The following is a 15,011-nucleotide window of genomic DNA, read 5'->3' as shown; positions in this document are numbered from 1 at the left end:
ATCGGAGCACCTCGATAGATCATTCTCGATAGTAACTTGCATAATGATAGTTACTCATGCTATTCGCCTCGCCATGCAGAGAACAAACTTCAGCACAGTTAAATGCCCCGCGGCGCGCTCGCTCGAAAGCGTCGGCGATTGGTGGAGCATTCTCATCCTGCGGGATGCGTTTCAGGGGCTGAGCAAGTTTGATGAATTCCAGAAGAATCTCGGTATCGCGCCGAATATCCTGACGCGACGGCTCAAGCATCTGACCGAGGAAGGTCTGTTCGATCGGCGGCTCTATAACGAGCGACCGCCGCGCTACGAGTATGTGCTGACAACCAAAGGGCGTGATTTCTTCCCCGTTCTGATGGCGCTTTTCACCTGGGGCAATCAGCACATGCCGGCCGAAGAGGTCGCGATGCGGCTTGCCGATGTGAACACGGGAGAGGATCGAGATCCTCTGCTGATCGATAGAGTGACCGGCCGCGCCTTTTCTCCAGAAGACACCATCCTGGTGCCTGGGCCGGCGGCCGACGAAGCCGTTCACGAGCGTATCGCTCAGATGAAGGCATGGTTTTTGGGCTTCGACGCCTGATCGAATAGGAGCAAGATATGGATCGTATCGTCGTGACCGGCATGGGCATGGTTTCACCGCTGGGTGTGGGCGTCAACGCAAGTTGGCAGCGGCTGATCGCCGGGCAGTCCGGCCTACGGGTGCTGCCAGATGAGATAGTCAGCGACCTCTCAGCCAAAGTCGGCGGCGTGGTTCCAAGTCTTGAAGAAGACGCGGAAGCCGGCTTCGACGTCGACCGCTACGTGCCCATCAAAGACCAGAAGAAGATGGACCGCTTCATTCTGTTTGCGATGGCCGCGGCTGAAGAGGCTATCCTTCAGGCCGGATGGCAGCCAACGGGCCTTACCGATCTGGAACGCACGGCCACGATCATCGCATCCGGCGTCGGCGGGTTTCCGGCCATCGCAGATGCGGTTCGCGCGGCTGAGACGCGCGGAGTGCGGCGCCTATCGCCGTTCACCATCCCGTCCTTCCTCGTCAACCTTGCGGCCGGCCAGATCAGCATTCGCTATGGTTTCAAAGGTCCGCTTGGCGCGCCGGTCACGGCCTGTGCTGCAAGCGTCCAGGCCATCGGCGATGCCGCTCGTCTGATCCGCTCCGGCGAAGCGGATGTCGCGATCTGCGGCGGTGCGGAAGCCTGTATCGATAAGGTTAGCCTCGGTGGCTTTGCCGCAGCCCGCGCGCTTTCCACCGGGTTCAGCAATAGGCCGGACGAGGCATCCCGGCCCTTCGACAGCGCGCGCGACGGCTTCGTCATGGGCGAAGGCGCGGGCATGCTCGTCATCGAAACGCTGGAGCACGCGCTGGCTCGCGGTGCAACGCCCCTCGCCGAGCTTGTGGGTTACGGCACGGCGGCTGACGCCTATCATATGACGGCCGGCCCGGAGGATGGCGACGGCGCGCGACGCGCAATGCTGGCGGCACTTGCGCAGGCGAAAATTTCACCTTCCGAGGTCAAACATCTCAACGCGCATGCAACGTCCACGCCCGTCGGCGATCACGGCGAAATGGAAGCCATCAAGACAGTCTTCGGCCGCAACGGCGAAATCGCCGTCAGCGGCACCAAGGCTGCGACCGGCCATCTTCTCGGCGCAGCCGGTGGCATGGAAGCGATCTTCACGATCATGGCGCTGCGCGACCAGATCGCGCCGCCGACCCGCAATCTACAGGACCCCGATCCGGCGGCCGAAGGCATCGATCTTGTTGGCGAAAAAGCGCGCCCCATGGCCATGGAATACGCTATTTCCAATGGCTTCGGCTTCGGCGGCGTCAACGCAAGCGCCCTGTTCCGCCGCTGGCACTGAAGCACGTCGCAATCTTTCAGGAAGGAACCGCTTCTGAAAAACGGTGAAGCGCGCTATGGTTCGTCAGATCGACGGAGATAGACATGCGCGCTTTGCCTCTGGCCGCTTTCCTCTGCTTCACCGCGTTTGCCGGCGCTGCCCGAGCGGAAGAGCCGGTGCAGGCCGCGCAAGGCCTCATCGAGCAACAGATTCAAGCTTTTTTGCATAATGATGCAGCGGCCGCCTATTCCTTCGCCGCGCCCGGCATCAAAGCGCTCTTCCCCGATCAGAACAGCTTCTTTGCGATGGTGAAGAAGAACTATGAGCCGGTCTATCATCCCGGCAACTATGCTTTCGGAAAAAGCCGCGCGATCGACAACGGCGCCGTCGTCTACCAGGAAGTGTTGATCACAGGGACGGATGACAAGAGCTGGACCGCAATCTATCAGATCAATCGCCAGCCGGATGGCAGCTACAAGATCAATGGCGTGCAGATACTCCGCAACACGACGAGTGAAGGCATCTGATTGAAGATCAGAGGCTAGAGCGGTTCAGCTCTTCACGGAATCCCTGAACCGCTCTAGCTCTTTGTTTTCGCGCAATTTCGGACGAAAAACCGCTGCGCACTTTTCCTGAAATTGCTCTAACGGCGCGTTCATCGTGAAGACGATACGCGCCGCGCAGAGAGGCCGTAAGCCTTATCAGCCTCGAACTCTCGAGGCTGTCGCTATGCTGTTGCTCTGAAATTCCGGGCGAGGCTTCGGAATTACAATTGTCGAAACCGGGGCCGGATTGGCAAAAGCATTCTCATCCGTGATCGGGCCTGAAATCGACATCGAGGTCGGTGCGGGCGTCGGGATCGGAACCTCGGTCGGAATGACCGACGCTGCGGCCGGCATGGTCACGCTCGGATTGTTCACCGGCGTAAAGCTCACAACCGATGGCTCCGATTGCTGGAACGGCTGCGTCTCAGGCAAGACGAACGGCGATTGCGGCGCACCCTGCGTGGGCACGTAATTCATCGCAACCTCATAGGCCGGAAGCGGCGCAGGCGTCTGAAGCTCGCCATCGCGGCCACGCTTTTCGTAAAAAGCGTTCCCACCGGCGTAAGCGACATAGTGCATGTTGTCGTATGGGAAGCGCAGGCCTTCGGTATGGAAGAACATGGCGTCCTTCACCTGCGGATGTCGCGCGCCGCGCAAGATGGCGGATGCAGCGACTTCAAGATCCGGCTTTGCCTGATCCTTGACTTCCCTGGTCATGACGCCGGGCGCAAACTGCTTCTCCTGCGAGACCACGCCGCAGATCGTGGGCGGATAGGCACCGGAGGTCAATCTGTTCATGACGACCGTGCCGACTGCCATGTAGCCACCGGGATCCGAGCGTTCCGATTCAAAGTACATCGCACGTTCGAGACAGTCTTTGTCTTTTATCGTGTAGTTATAGGTAACTTTGGCACCACGAATGGGCTTCGTGGTATTGCGTGGGGTCGGTGTTGTCTTCTGCGTCGTCGTGCAGCCGGTGGCGGCCAAGCCGACAACCAATAGCCCCGAAAGACATGCCCCGATTTTGCGTTGCGCCCTCAACGGCAAGTGCCTCCTATTTTCGGTAGTACAGCCCTTATCGACAAGAGAATGCGTTTTAGCCGGATTTTTCTAAAATTCCAAGCGTCAACGCAATCAAATCAGCCAATGATAGTTTCAATGGCGGACGGACCGTTTATTCCGATTCGCTATTTTTCCCAATGCTTTGTTGTCGCCAGGCTCATTTTGAAACGACTGAGAGCAGAAATTGCTTCGGGCAATTCCGCTCCAGCCGGCTCAAAACGATGTTAATTAAGCATAGCCGTCAATCGATAATAAATGATTTACCAACAGGGCGAGGTCCATGCGCCAGCCGACCTCGACGAGGATTTGCCCCGGCGCAAAACAATAGAACGACCAACCGCCGCGTATGGCCGAAGGCGGTTTCCAGATTTCGCAACCGGCCGATTTCGCCCGTTCGAACAATAGATCGACCGCTTCCCGAGATGGCTGCATGAAGCCGATATGATAGGTATTGCGACCGACGGAGACGGTATCGGCACCGCCGAACTTCTCGACGGGTCGGCTGATAACGAGCTCGAGCCCGGCATCGTCACGAAGAATGGCAAGGCCGTCTGCGCCGCGCGTTTCCACCTCAGTCAGGCCGAAAACGGAAACGAAAAAATCCCGTGTCGCGGCGACATCGGGGACATGCAGATCTAGATGGTTCAGTCTCATGACAGCTCCAAAAGGCTGTCCCGCGGAGACATGTCGGTCGAAACGGCACGCCAACGCGAGACACTCGACCACAATGGTCAAGTTCCGCGTCGCGGGCTCTCATCACCAATGGCTAGGAGCAGAACTTCCAGACCGGAAGGGGTTGGGCCTACCGAAACCAACCCTGCCTTTTTCGACACGCTTCTGTTAGCGCGAAATGGCGATAGGAGCAAGATCGTGCAGCAATACGCGAGCCTGACTACTCACACCGGCTCGAGATCGCCCCTCGCCCAGTTCTCCTGCGTCTCGGCCATGAAATCGGCAAAGCGGCCTTCCGCGATCGACTGACGGATGCCCTGCATCAGTTCCTGATAATAGGCGAGATTGTGCCAGGAGAGCAGCATGCCGCCGAGTGCCTCGTTGGCGCGGACAAGATGGTGCAGATAGGCGCGCGAGTAGTCGCGCGAGGCCGGGCAATTCGATTGATCGTCAAGCGGGCGCATGTCTTCAGCGTGACGGGCGTTGCGGATGTTCACCTTGCCGCGGCGCGTGAAGGCCAAACCGTGACGACCCGAGCGGGTCGGCATGACGCAGTCGAACATGTCGACGCCGCGCGCAACGGATTTCAGAATATCGTCCGGCGTTCCGACACCCATCAGATAACGCGGCTTCTCCGTCGGCAATTCTGGAAGCGTGATATCGAGCATGCGCAGCATAACTTCCTGCGGTTCGCCGACGGCAAGGCCGCCGACCGCGTAGCCCTTCAGGTCCATGCCGCTCAGCGCCTGCGCCGAACGGACGCGAAGTTCCGGGACGTCGCCACCCTGGACGATGCCGAACATCGCCTTGCCGGGCTGGTTGCCGAAGGCCACCTTGCAGCGCTCCGCCCAGCGCAACGACATTTCCATGGCGCGTTCGATGTCCTTCGGTGTCGCCGGCAGCGCGACGCACTCGTCGAGCTGCATCTGGATATCGGAGCCGAGGAGACCCTGGATCTCGATCGAGCGCTCAGGCGACATGTGATGCAGGCTGCCGTCGACATGCGATTTGAAGGTCACGCCCTGCTCGTCGAGCTTGCGCAGGCCGGACAGAGACATCACCTGGAAGCCGCCGGAATCGGTGAGGATCGGATGCGGCCAGCGGATCAGCTGGTGCAAGCCACCAAGGCGGGCGACACGCTCTGCCGTCGGGCGCAGCATCAGGTGATAAGTATTGCCGAGAATGATGTCGGCGCCGGTTTCGCGCACCTGGTCGAGATACATCGCCTTGACCGTGCCGACCGTGCCGACGGGCATGAATGCCGGCGTACGGATCGCTCCGCGCGGCATGGAGACTTCACCGAGGCGCGCGCCGCCATCGGTCTTCTTCAATTGAAACTGAAAGCTCTCTGTCATTTCGTTCTAGTCTTTCCGGTGGAGCAGGCTGCCATCGCCATAGGAATAGAAGCGATAGCCCGTCTCGATAGCATGGGTATAGGCCGCGCGCATCGTATCGAGGCCTGCGAAGGCCGATACGAGCATGAACAGGGTCGAGCGCGGCAGGTGGAAATTAGTCATCAGCATGTCGACGGCCTTGAAGCGATAGCCGGGCGTGATGAAAATGCCCGTGGCGCCTTGCCAAGGCTGAATAGTACCGTCGTCAGCAGCCGCACTTTCGATCAGCCGCAGCGAGGTCGTGCCGACGCAGATGATGCGCCCGCCCCTCGCCTTGACGGCATTCAGCCTTTCGGCCGTCGCAGCATCGACATAGCCGATCTCGAAATGCATCTTGTGATCGTCCGTATCGTCGGCCTTGACGGGCAGGAAGGTGCCGGCGCCGACATGCAGCGTCACGAAATGCCGCTCGACGCCAAGAGCATCGAGAGCGGCAAACAGCGCCGGCGTGAAATGCAGGCCGGCGGTGGGGGCTGCAACGGCACCCTCTTCGCGCGCATAGATCGTCTGATAATCGGCGCGATCGCGATCGTCTTCCGGGCGCTTGGCCGCGATATAGGGCGGGAGCGGAATATGCCCGACGCTGGCAATGGCCTCGTCGAGAGCCGGACCGGACAGATCGAACCGCAGCGTAATCTCGCCACCGTCGCCCTTTTCCTCGACCGTGGCGTCGAGCGAACCGAGCACGCAGACATTCTCACCGTGACCGAACTGTATGCGATCCCCGATCTTGATGCGTTTTCCGGGCTTTGCGAAAGCCTTCCAGCGATCGGGGGCTGTGCGCATGTGAAGAGTTGCGGAAACTTGCTGGCCAGGCGCGCCTTCACGGTGACGAATGCCTTCAAGCTGCGCCGGGATCACCTTGGTATCATTGAAGATCATGGCGTCGCCGGGACGCAGGAAGGACGGAAGATCCCGCACCTGGTGATCGCTCAGCGCAGTCAAGCCATTGTTCGGGTCAACGACAAGCAGGCGCGCGCTATCGCGCGGCTCTGCAGGCCTCAGCGCTATGCGCTCATCCGGCAGATCGAAATCGAAAAGGTCAACACGCATTCAATTCATCCAGGCAAAGCGAAACCCGCCCCCACGCCAAAAGCGCAAGAGGCGGGTTTCAGGAATAATCACGATCAGACGTCGGCGGCAACCCGAGCGGATACGATCGAATCCGGATCCTTCACCGGCTCGCCGCGCTTGATCTGGTCAACGAATTCCATGCCGGAGATGACCTGCCCCCAAACCGAGTACTGTTTGTTGAGCCAAGGTGCATCGGTGAAGCAGATGAAGAACTGCGAGTTGGCCGAATTCGGGTTCTGCGAACGAGCCATCGAGCAAGTGCCGCGAACGTGCGGCGTTGCGGAGAACTCTGCCTTCAGATCGGGCTTGGAGGAGCCGCCGGTGCCGGCGCGCGCGGTGTTGCCACCGGCCTTGCCATGCTCGACGTCGCCAGTCTGCGCCATGAAGCCATCGATGACGCGATGGAACACAACGTTGTCATAGGCCTTTTCGCGAGCAAGTTCCTTGATACGGGCAACGTGATCAGGAGCGACCTGCGGCAGAAGCTGAATGACAACCTGGCCCTTGGTGGTTTCCAGGATGAGGGTGTTTTCTGGATCCTTGATCTCAGCCATGTTCGTTTCCTCTTCTCTCTTTTTGATTGCGCGTGATCCCTGACGAGAAGCGCTCGGTGCCCCTCGGGATCATGCCTTTTGACATGACATGATCTTATCCCGAAACCACAACGCACTTTCGGGGATCACGCCAGTGAAATTACTTCTTGGTGACGGTTACCTTGATCATCTTGTCCGGGTTGGTAACTTCGCCGTTCTGGCCTTCGCCACGCTTGATCTTGTCGACCAGCTCCATGCCGGAGATGACTTTGCCGACGACCGTGTACTGGCCGTTCAAGGAGTCGCCCGGAGCAAACATGATGAAGAACTGCGAGTTAGCGGAATTAGGATCCTGTGCACGGGCCATGCCGACAACGCCGCGCGCAAATGGAACCTTGGAGAACTCAGCCGGGAGGTTGGGCAGGTCGGAGCCACCGGTGCCGGCTCTGTTGGGATCATAACCCTTCGAAGCGTTACCATACTGAACGTCGCCCGTCTGGGCCATGAAGCCATCGATAACGCGATGGAATACAACGTTATCGTACGCACCCTTTTTGGCCAGCGCCTCGATCTGGGCGACGTGCTTCGGAGCAACTTCCGGCATCAATTGAATGACCACGGGGCCATCCTTCAGCTGGATCGTCAGAAGATCGGCGGCTACGGCCGAGAATGCGCTGCCTGCGAGAGCGGCGAGGCCCAGGAAGCCTGCCAATGCGATATGAAAGAGTTTCATGGGTGCTCCGTTCGGAAATGAATTTCAGCTCAGCTTTTGGCGCTGGCCGTATCTTTGAGTTTGCCAGTCAGGGCTTGAAGAACCGCCGGTGGCACGAAGGCGCTGACATCGCCGCCCATGGATGCGATCTGCCGCACCAATGTGGCGGTTATGGGCCGGGACGCGGTGCCGGCCGGCAGAAAAAGCGTCTGGATATCCGGCGCCATCTGCCGGTTCATGCCGGCCATCTGCATTTCATAGTCGAGATCGGTGCCATCGCGCAGGCCCCGGACCAAAAGAGTTGCACCATGTGCACGCGCCGCATCGACGACGAGATTATCGAAAGCGACGACAGAAATATCGCCCGCCTTCTGCGGCAAGGCATCGGCAAGCGAACGTCGGATCAGCTCCGCTCTTTCGTCAAAGGAGAAGAGCGGCTTTTTGCCAGGATGAATGCCGATGGCAACAATGACCTTTGCGGCGACATTCAACGCCTGCACGAGGACATCCAGATGTCCGTTGGTCATCGGGTCGAAGGATCCGGGATAAAAGGCTGTCGTCATACCAAGCCGGCTCGTTGTTTCGACGCCTTTTGTCATGGATGGAACTATCTCGCAAGTCATTTGCAACCTGACGGCCAGCTCTGAACGGTAGATGAACGCGACGTTCAAGCCTGTTTCAGATCGGGAATGCTTTACTGCAAACAACGTCGAAACGAGCTTATTTCAACGCCCGTCGACGTCAGGCTCAAGGAATAAGCGGCCATGTTGGTTTTTATTGTTACAGGCGCGATCATCTGTTCATTTTTGGTCGAGTATCTCGTTCAGCTTTTCGCGGACAATTACGAGATCGAATGGGTTTCCGCGTCTGAAACCCCAGACAACATGGATTCTGCACAAGAAATCATCACTGCCATGCGCAAAACACATCGCGAATCTGAACGCCAGATGAACAAGGCATTCAAAGTCGCTTCAGGAGCGCATTGCTAATACCCCCTCAACATCGGCGGAACCATTTGCGAACCGCCGCGTTTAACAACCGAAATCAGATTGCACGTTGCGGCAAGAAGGAAGATGAACATGCCCCAGAAGATCACCCTTATTAACGCTGTTTGGATGACCATGATTTCGGGAATGCTCGTCGCAACCGTCGCGCTGTACGATCAGAAACCAGACCAGTCGAAGGTTTACGGTCCCTTTGCTTCGGCTCGTCCTTTCGTCACCACGAGCCAATACTAAGGGATCTGAACGCTAGTCCCACCAAGGAGGGAGCGATCATGTTCACGATTTTGACGGTGCTTACGCTTTTTATCAGCATCATGTTTGTCGTATCCGTCGCGTCCACCATTTCGGCACTCCATCGCGAAAGCGAAGAGAGCAAGAGACTGCATAAGCGCCACAAGACGCTCTGATATCCGCGTACCGAGCACTTTTGCCCGCCAAGAGCTTTGATGGACCTAAAACCGGACGCCGCCAGCGTCCGGTTTTCCATTTCAAGGCCATCGCAATATAATCATTGTCTCGCCGCCCCTCTCCGATATTGCTACAACCGCCTGATTTCGTGACATAAAGCGCAATGTGCGCTTCAATATGTTTGGCTGAGAGAAAATTCGGTGGAGGATCTGCATGCGCATTGTTTTGACCGGCAGTTCCGGACGGCTCGGCCGCGCCATGTTCCACGCCTTGGCTGATGACAACATAATCCTGGGTATCGATCGCTCACCCTCCGCCACCACACGTTTCGTTGGCGATTTCACGGATGGAGCCATTCTACGCGACGTCTTGCAGGGTGCGGACGCGGTGATCCATTGCGCGGCGTTGCACGCGCCGCATGTCGGCACGATAAGCGACGATGAGTTTTGGCGGATCAATGTCGAAGGAACGCGCCTTCTGGCCGAGGCGGCAATCGCTGCCGGCATCAAGCGTTTTGTGTTTACAAGCACCACTGCACTCTACGGCCATGCCGTTGCTCTTAACCAATGCACATGGCTGGACGAACAGACAGAACCGCACCCAAGGACGATCTATCACCGCACGAAGCTGACGGCAGAGCGAATTGTTCAGACTTTGGCTGGTCCGGATTTTCAGGTGCGCGTTTTGCGCATGGCTCGCAGCTTCCCCGAGCAAGCCGATGTCATGGCCGTCTACCGACTGCATCGCGGCATAGACATACGCGATGTCGCTGATGCCCACGCAGCCGCTCTGATCAACGATGGCGACCACTTTCAACGACATATTGTTTCGGCAACCACGCCTTTCGAGCTGGAGGATCGCGACGCGCTCGCGACCAACGCGCCCTCGATCATCAGGCTGAGAGCCCCTGCCCTTGCTGCGGAATTTGACCGCAGACATTGGACATTGCCGCAAAGCATAGACCGGATCTACGCTTCGACGTCAGCCAATCATACCCTCGGATGGCGGGCACACTTCGGCCCTGAGGAAATCCTTGCGCAAATGGATCAGGGAAGTCCGGAGGTCCTGCTTCCATTGTCCGCTACCGGGAAACCGTCGCAATAGCGGCGGCAGACCTCACACAAAACCAACGCGAACTAAAAACCAAATCACCCAAGCCTGCTTTCAAAACGGGCTTGGGTGATCATGAAAGCTTCCAGTGCCGGCTTGATGGCGGGCGAACTGCCCACCATCATCATTCGCGGACATGCTGCGTGCTTATTCCTCGCTGGCGCCCTCGCCACCGCTGGCTTCACCAGTTTCGTCGGCGACGTTGTCGTCCTCGACAATTGCATCGTCTTCGCCTTCCGGCTCGCTGATCCGCTCGACCGAAACAACCTTCTCATCTTTGGCGGTCGAGAAGATGGTGACGCCCTTGGTGGCGCGGCTGGCGATGCGAATGCCGCCGACCGGTACGCGGATCAATTGGCCGCCGTCCGAAACGAGCATGATCTGATCGCCATCCTCAACCGGGAAGGCGGCAACCAGCTCGCCGATTTCGCCCGTCTTCGAGGTGTCGGTGGCGCGGATACCCTTGCCGCCACGGCCCGAGATACGGAAATCATAGGAAGACGATCGCTTGCCGAAGCCCTTTTCAGAGACCGTCAGCACGAACTGCTCGAGCGCCTTCAGCTCTTCATAACGCTCGTCGTTCAGCTGTCCCTCTTCGGTGACTTCTTCGCCGACCAGTGCAATTTCCTCATCCTCGCCCGTTGCCGAGCGACGTTCGCTGACCGAGCGCTTGAGGTATGCCGCGCGTTCCCAAGGTTCCGCATCGACATGGCGCACGATGGTCATCGAGATGATGCGATCGCCGGACGCAAGCGTGATGCCGCGAACACCGATGGAGTTACGACCAGCGAAGACGCGAACATCCGAAACGGAGAAACGAATGCATTGGCCGAGTGCCGTCGTCATCAAGACGTCGTCGCGATCAGTGCAGGTTTCGACGGAGAGGATTTCATCGCCCTCTTCCTCGAGCTTCATCGCGATCTTGCCGTTGCGGTTTACCTGCACGAAGTCCGACAGCTTGTTGCGGCGCACGGTTCCGCGCGTCGTGGTGAACATGACGTCCAGGTTATCCCAGCTGTCCTCATCCTCGGGCAGCGGCATGATCGTGGTGATACGCTCGCCGGGTGCCAGCGGCAGCATGTTGATCAACGCCTTGCCACGCGACGTCGGCGTGCCGATCGGCAGGCGCCAGACTTTCTCCTTATAGACGATACCGCGCGACGAGAAGAAGAGAACCGGCGTATGCGTATTGAGAACAAATAGCCGGGTAACAAAATCTTCGTCGCGGGTCGTCATGCCGGAGCGGCCCTTGCCGCCGCGACGCTGCGCACGATAGGTGGTCAGCGGCACGCGCTTGATGTAGCCGAGATGCGAAACGGTGACGACCATGTCCTCGCGAGCGATGAGATCTTCATCGTCCATCTCGAGGCCACCGTCGACGATCTCAGTGCGGCGCGGCGTTCCGAATTCATCACGAACAGCAGAAAGCTCTTCTTTTACAATAGTTTGGATGCGGGCACGCGAAGAAAGAATATCAAGGTAATCCTTGATCTCGACGCCGATCTGATTGAGTTCTTCGTCGATTTCGTCGCGGCCGAGAGCCGTCAGACGTGCCAGACGCAGTTCAAGGATCGCACGCGCCTGCTCTTCCGAGAGATTGTAGGTGCCGTCCGCGTTGATACGGTGACGAGGGTCATCGATTAGCCGGATAAGGGATTCAACATCCACTGCATTCCAGCGGCGCGTCATCAGCTCTTCACGAGCCGATTGCGGATCCGGCGCCTGGCGGATAACGCGAATGACCTCGTCGATATTGGCGACAGCGATCGCCAGACCGACCAAGACGTGGGCACGCTCGCGCGCCTTGCGCAGCAGGTACTTCGTGCGGCGGCTGATGACTTCCTCGCGGAAAGTCACGAAAGCGCGCAGCATGTCGAGCAGGTTCATCAGCTCCGGCTTGCCGCCGTTCAGCGCCACCATGTTGCAGCCGAAGGAGGTCTGCAGCGGCGTGTAGCGATAGAGCTGGTTCAGGATGACGTCGGCGTTAGCATCGCGCTTCAGCTCGACGACGACGCGATAGCCCTGGCGGTCGGATTCGTCGCGCAGATCGGAGATGCCCTCGATGCGCTTCTCGCGCACCAGTTCGGCCATCTTCTCGATCATCGACGCCTTGTTCACCTGATAGGGGATTTCGGTGATGATGATCTGCTCGCGATCGCCGCGCATCGGCTCGATGGTCGCAACACCGCGCATGACGACGGAACCGCGGCCCGTCTCGTAGGCGGAACGGATGCCGGCGCGACCGAGGATCTTGGCGCCCGTCGGGAAATCCGGACCGGGGATGATTTCCATGATCTCCGGTAGCTCGATCGCGGGATTGTCGATCAGCGCGATACAGCCGTTGATCACTTCGGAGAGGTTGTGCGGCGGGATGTTCGTGGCCATACCGACGGCGATACCGCCCGAGCCGTTGACGAGCAGGTTCGGGAAGCGCGCCGGCAGGACCTTGGGCTCTTCCGTTGTCGCGTCGTAGTTTTCCTGAAAATCGACCGTTTCCTTGTCAATATCCTCAAGAAGCTCGTGGGCGACCTTCGTCAGGCGAGATTCCGTGTAACGCATCGCTGCCGGCGGATCGCCGTCGATGGATCCGAAATTACCCTGCCCGTCGATGAGTGGGACGCGCATCGACCAATCCTGCGCCATGCGCACGAGAGCGTCATAGATCGAGGCATCGCCGTGGGGATGGTATTGACCCATCACGTCGGCGACTGGGCGGGCCGACTTCACATACTTGCGGTTCCAGTGATAGCCGCTTTCGTGCGAAGCGTAGAGGATGCGCCGATGAACGGGCTTGAGACCATCGCGGACATCGGGAAGCGCGCGGCTGACGATTACGCTCATCGCGTAATCGAGATACGACCGCTGCATTTCCTCCATGATGGAAATCGGCTCGATGCCTGGCGGGAGCTTCCCGCCACCGGGTGGTGTTTGCTCAGTCAAAACAGATCACGATCTCTTTTAGAATCACTGTGAAATTTATAGCCGAAAGGCCTGGCGAGCGCCAATTTAGCCCGATGTTTTTGAACAGGCTTTTGCCCTTTTAAGCCATGAAATCGAACATTTCCGTGGCGGATCTCGCCTATAACGATGCAATGCGCTTTGCGAAAGCCCGTTCCTCGCATAACAATGGGCGAAAACGACGATCAAGAACCATTTCCGGGGATCATATGGCGAGCTCAGACACGCTGATCAATGCCTTCACGACTCTGCTTGTCACCGTCGACCCACCCGGCCTTGCGCCGCTCTTCATAGGTCTCACTGCTGGCATGAACCGCTCGGAGCGGAAGCAGGTGGCGCTGCGCGGCTCCCTGATCGCCTTTTTCATCCTGGCGGCCTTCGCGCTCTTTGGCGCGAGCGTCCTCGGCGTTCTCGGCATTTCCATCGGCGCCTTCCGCATCGCCGGTGGTCTCCTGCTCTTCTGGATCGCCTTCGAGATGGTATTCGAGCGACGACAGGATCGAAAGGAAAAGACGACGGAAGTCGCCATTACCCAGGATCACATCCGCAACATCGCGGTGTTTCCGCTTGCCCTGCCCCTGATCGCCGGCCCCGGTGCTATTTCCGCCACGATCCTGCTCGCCGGATCGCTGCAGACGACCCTCGATCGCGCCCAGCTAATCGGCGTCATCGCCGTCAACCTCGGCCTCGTCTTTGCTGCGCTCGCTATTTCGGACAGGCTTGACCGTATGCTCGGTGCAACCGGCCGCGCGATCCTGACCCGTCTGCTCGGGGTCATTCTTGCCGCGTTGGCAGCCCAGTTCGTCGTCGATGGCGCGCGAGCAGCACTCGCTCTTTCATGAAAAAGCCCGCCATAAAGCGGGCTCCTGAAAACTGAGTTCGACCTGCGCTCTCAAAATGGAAAGGCGGAACACATCTGTAAACTGAGAGAGAGAGTATAAACGAATTAGGCGGTTACGACTGAATTTTCTCCGGTATTGTCGCGTTTGTAAACAAACGACATGAAATCGCCCTTTATCGGCATGTTAGTTTACATTTTAGTTTCGGGAAAATCTACGTCACTCATCTTTACATATGAATGCCGCTTCCGACGGAGCTGTTACCCATCTAACGCCAGCGCCGACCAACGACGTTTCCGGTGTCATCTCGACATTCAAGGATCGCAATCCTACTTCCAATTTTTTTAGCGTTGCCTCGTTCAAAGCGCCGTAGCTGTTGGTTTCAAGTCGAGCGATAAAACTCGGATCGATTTCAGCTATTTCTGCAAGCTGACGTTGGCTAAGATCAACCAGTCCCCGAGCTGATCTGACAATGCGGCCGCCGAAGTGGTCAAGTGTGCCGTCTGCCATCTTGATGCCCGGCACGCTCCAGCGCACGCCAGCGCCGTGGTGGGCAGTAGCGTCGGTGAACTCAACCAGTGCCCCCTGGTAGTGTGCTTTAAGTATCCAAGCCTCGCGGGGCAGCAGCTTGTACTTTCCGCGCTCGATCAGCTGAATTGTCTTCGGCTTTATATTAAGAGCCGATGCGACATCCGCTTGGCTCCATCCAAGCAAAAATCGGGCGGCTCTCAGTAGCGGAATTACCGGATTCATAGCCCGAAAAAACGCTCCACCAAGGAAATGTCAACAATATTCGCTGTGCGTCATTTATAGCCCCTGTGCATCATTTTTCTTTGATTTTGAGTCGCGAATCATATT

Annotated in this window: 17 protein-coding genes; 8 read left to right on the top strand and 9 right to left on the bottom strand. The window is 58.2% G+C overall.

The genetic code is table 11. The features are described 5' to 3' along the window. The first annotated feature begins 73 nt into the window (after window positions 1-73). From HGP17_RS04505 to HGP17_RS04495, 3 genes are all read left to right on the top strand, one after another. Window positions 74-580: a helix-turn-helix domain-containing protein gene (locus HGP17_RS04505; protein WP_168808084.1), complete on the top strand. Its 507-nt coding sequence runs from the start codon at window positions 74-76 to the stop codon at window positions 578-580. Between the two features lie 17 nt (window positions 581-597). Then, window positions 598-1,863: a beta-ketoacyl-ACP synthase II gene (gene fabF, locus HGP17_RS04500; protein WP_168806297.1), complete on the top strand. Its 1,266-nt coding sequence runs from the start codon at window positions 598-600 to the stop codon at window positions 1,861-1,863. A gap of 83 nt (window positions 1,864-1,946) precedes the next feature. Next, window positions 1,947-2,369: a DUF4864 domain-containing protein gene (locus HGP17_RS04495; RefSeq protein ID WP_168806295.1), complete on the top strand. Its 423-nt coding sequence runs from the start codon at window positions 1,947-1,949 to the stop codon at window positions 2,367-2,369. 174 nt (window positions 2,370-2,543) lie between these two features. Here the strand turns inward: HGP17_RS04495 and HGP17_RS04490 are convergent, their stop codons facing one another. From HGP17_RS04490 to coaD, 7 genes are all read right to left on the bottom strand, one after another. Further along, entirely contained in the window at window positions 2,544-3,428 is an 885-nt protein-coding gene (locus HGP17_RS04490) for a cell wall hydrolase (protein WP_168806293.1), read from the bottom strand. 249 nt (window positions 3,429-3,677) lie between these two features. Next, window positions 3,678-4,103, bottom strand: coding sequence for a VOC family protein (locus HGP17_RS04485; RefSeq protein WP_168806291.1), 426 nt, complete (start codon window positions 4,101-4,103; stop codon window positions 3,678-3,680). Window positions 4,104-4,345: 242 nt separating this feature from the next. Continuing rightward, a complete protein-coding gene (tgt, locus tag HGP17_RS04480) occupies window positions 4,346-5,476 on the bottom strand; it encodes a tRNA guanosine(34) transglycosylase Tgt (RefSeq protein WP_168806289.1) in 1,131 nt (376 codons plus the stop codon). Between the two features lie 6 nt (window positions 5,477-5,482). After that, entirely contained in the window at window positions 5,483-6,568 is a 1,086-nt protein-coding gene (gene queA / locus HGP17_RS04475; protein ID WP_168806287.1) for a tRNA preQ1(34) S-adenosylmethionine ribosyltransferase-isomerase QueA, read from the bottom strand. Window positions 6,569-6,642: 74 nt separating this feature from the next. Continuing rightward, window positions 6,643-7,143, bottom strand: a complete 501-nt coding sequence (locus HGP17_RS04470) for a peptidylprolyl isomerase (protein ID WP_168806285.1) — start codon at window positions 7,141-7,143, stop codon at window positions 6,643-6,645. A 139-nt stretch (window positions 7,144-7,282) separates the two neighbouring features. Beyond that, complete coding sequence (locus HGP17_RS04465; protein WP_168806283.1) at window positions 7,283-7,855, bottom strand: peptidylprolyl isomerase; 573 nt, start codon at window positions 7,853-7,855, stop codon at window positions 7,283-7,285. Between the two features lie 29 nt (window positions 7,856-7,884). After that, on the bottom strand, window positions 7,885-8,397 hold the full coding sequence (coaD, locus tag HGP17_RS04460) for a pantetheine-phosphate adenylyltransferase (protein WP_168806281.1): 513 nt from the start codon (window positions 8,395-8,397) through the stop codon (window positions 7,885-7,887). Window positions 8,398-8,598: 201 nt separating this feature from the next. On the opposite strand from coaD, the gene HGP17_RS04455 reads away from it, so the two are divergent. The 4 genes from HGP17_RS04455 (at window position 8,599) to HGP17_RS04445 (ending at window position 10,350) form a co-directional block, all read left to right on the top strand. Beyond that, window positions 8,599-8,823, top strand: a complete 225-nt coding sequence (locus HGP17_RS04455) for a hypothetical protein (protein WP_168806279.1) — start codon at window positions 8,599-8,601, stop codon at window positions 8,821-8,823. A gap of 90 nt (window positions 8,824-8,913) precedes the next feature. Continuing rightward, window positions 8,914-9,072, top strand: coding sequence for a hypothetical protein (locus HGP17_RS04450; RefSeq protein WP_168806277.1), 159 nt, complete (start codon window positions 8,914-8,916; stop codon window positions 9,070-9,072). 38 nt (window positions 9,073-9,110) lie between these two features. Beyond that, complete coding sequence (locus HGP17_RS33895; RefSeq protein ID WP_281412742.1) at window positions 9,111-9,245, top strand: hypothetical protein; 135 nt, start codon at window positions 9,111-9,113, stop codon at window positions 9,243-9,245. Window positions 9,246-9,459: 214 nt separating this feature from the next. Then, complete coding sequence (locus tag HGP17_RS04445; protein WP_168806275.1) at window positions 9,460-10,350, top strand: NAD(P)-dependent oxidoreductase; 891 nt, start codon at window positions 9,460-9,462, stop codon at window positions 10,348-10,350. 153 nt (window positions 10,351-10,503) lie between these two features. Here HGP17_RS04445 and gyrA read toward each other — a convergent pair whose 3' ends face one another. Further along, complete coding sequence (gyrA, locus tag HGP17_RS04440) at window positions 10,504-13,296, bottom strand: DNA gyrase subunit A (protein WP_168806274.1); 2,793 nt, start codon at window positions 13,294-13,296, stop codon at window positions 10,504-10,506. 227 nt (window positions 13,297-13,523) lie between these two features. Between gyrA and HGP17_RS04435 the strand changes: the two genes are divergently transcribed. Beyond that, window positions 13,524-14,156, top strand: a complete 633-nt coding sequence (locus HGP17_RS04435) for a MarC family protein (protein WP_168806272.1) — start codon at window positions 13,524-13,526, stop codon at window positions 14,154-14,156. A gap of 216 nt (window positions 14,157-14,372) precedes the next feature. Here the strand turns inward: HGP17_RS04435 and HGP17_RS04430 are convergent, their stop codons facing one another. Next, window positions 14,373-14,906: a helix-turn-helix domain-containing protein gene (locus tag HGP17_RS04430; protein ID WP_168806270.1), complete on the bottom strand. Its 534-nt coding sequence runs from the start codon at window positions 14,904-14,906 to the stop codon at window positions 14,373-14,375. Window positions 14,907-15,011 lie beyond the last annotated feature (105 nt).

Origin of the sequence: Rhizobium sp. P38BS-XIX, assembly GCF_012641435.1 — a bacterium.
GTDB lineage: Bacteria > Pseudomonadota > Alphaproteobacteria > Rhizobiales > Rhizobiaceae > Rhizobium.
Note: the sequence above shows the minus strand (reverse complement) of the source record. Positions and strands in the feature narration are given on the sequence as shown.

Bases quoted from the DNA above. Each gene is read 5' to 3' on its own strand.
- HGP17_RS04505 (WP_168808084.1), top strand. From the start codon at position 74: ATGCAGAGAACAAACTTCAGCACAGTTAAATGCCCCGCGGCGCGCTCG.
- fabF (WP_168806297.1), top strand. From the start codon at position 598: ATGGATCGTATCGTCGTGACCGGCATGGGCATGGTTTCACCGCTGGGT.
- HGP17_RS04495 (WP_168806295.1), top strand. From the start codon at position 1,947: ATGCGCGCTTTGCCTCTGGCCGCTTTCCTCTGCTTCACCGCGTTTGCC.
- HGP17_RS04485 (WP_168806291.1), bottom strand. From the start codon at position 4,103: ATGAGACTGAACCATCTAGATCTGCATGTCCCCGATGTCGCCGCGACA.
- tgt (WP_168806289.1), bottom strand. From the start codon at position 5,476: ATGACAGAGAGCTTTCAGTTTCAATTGAAGAAGACCGATGGCGGCGCG.
- queA (WP_168806287.1), bottom strand. From the start codon at position 6,568: ATGCGTGTTGACCTTTTCGATTTCGATCTGCCGGATGAGCGCATAGCG.
- HGP17_RS04470 (WP_168806285.1), bottom strand. From the start codon at position 7,143: ATGGCTGAGATCAAGGATCCAGAAAACACCCTCATCCTGGAAACCACC.
- HGP17_RS04465 (WP_168806283.1), bottom strand. From the start codon at position 7,855: ATGAAACTCTTTCATATCGCATTGGCAGGCTTCCTGGGCCTCGCCGCT.
- coaD (WP_168806281.1), bottom strand. From the start codon at position 8,397: ATGACGACAGCCTTTTATCCCGGATCCTTCGACCCGATGACCAACGGA.
- HGP17_RS04455 (WP_168806279.1), top strand. From the start codon at position 8,599: ATGTTGGTTTTTATTGTTACAGGCGCGATCATCTGTTCATTTTTGGTC.
- HGP17_RS04450 (WP_168806277.1), top strand. From the start codon at position 8,914: ATGCCCCAGAAGATCACCCTTATTAACGCTGTTTGGATGACCATGATT.
- HGP17_RS33895 (WP_281412742.1), top strand. From the start codon at position 9,111: ATGTTCACGATTTTGACGGTGCTTACGCTTTTTATCAGCATCATGTTT.
- HGP17_RS04445 (WP_168806275.1), top strand. From the start codon at position 9,460: ATGCGCATTGTTTTGACCGGCAGTTCCGGACGGCTCGGCCGCGCCATG.
- HGP17_RS04435 (WP_168806272.1), top strand. From the start codon at position 13,524: ATGGCGAGCTCAGACACGCTGATCAATGCCTTCACGACTCTGCTTGTC.
- HGP17_RS04430 (WP_168806270.1), bottom strand. From the start codon at position 14,906: ATGAATCCGGTAATTCCGCTACTGAGAGCCGCCCGATTTTTGCTTGGA.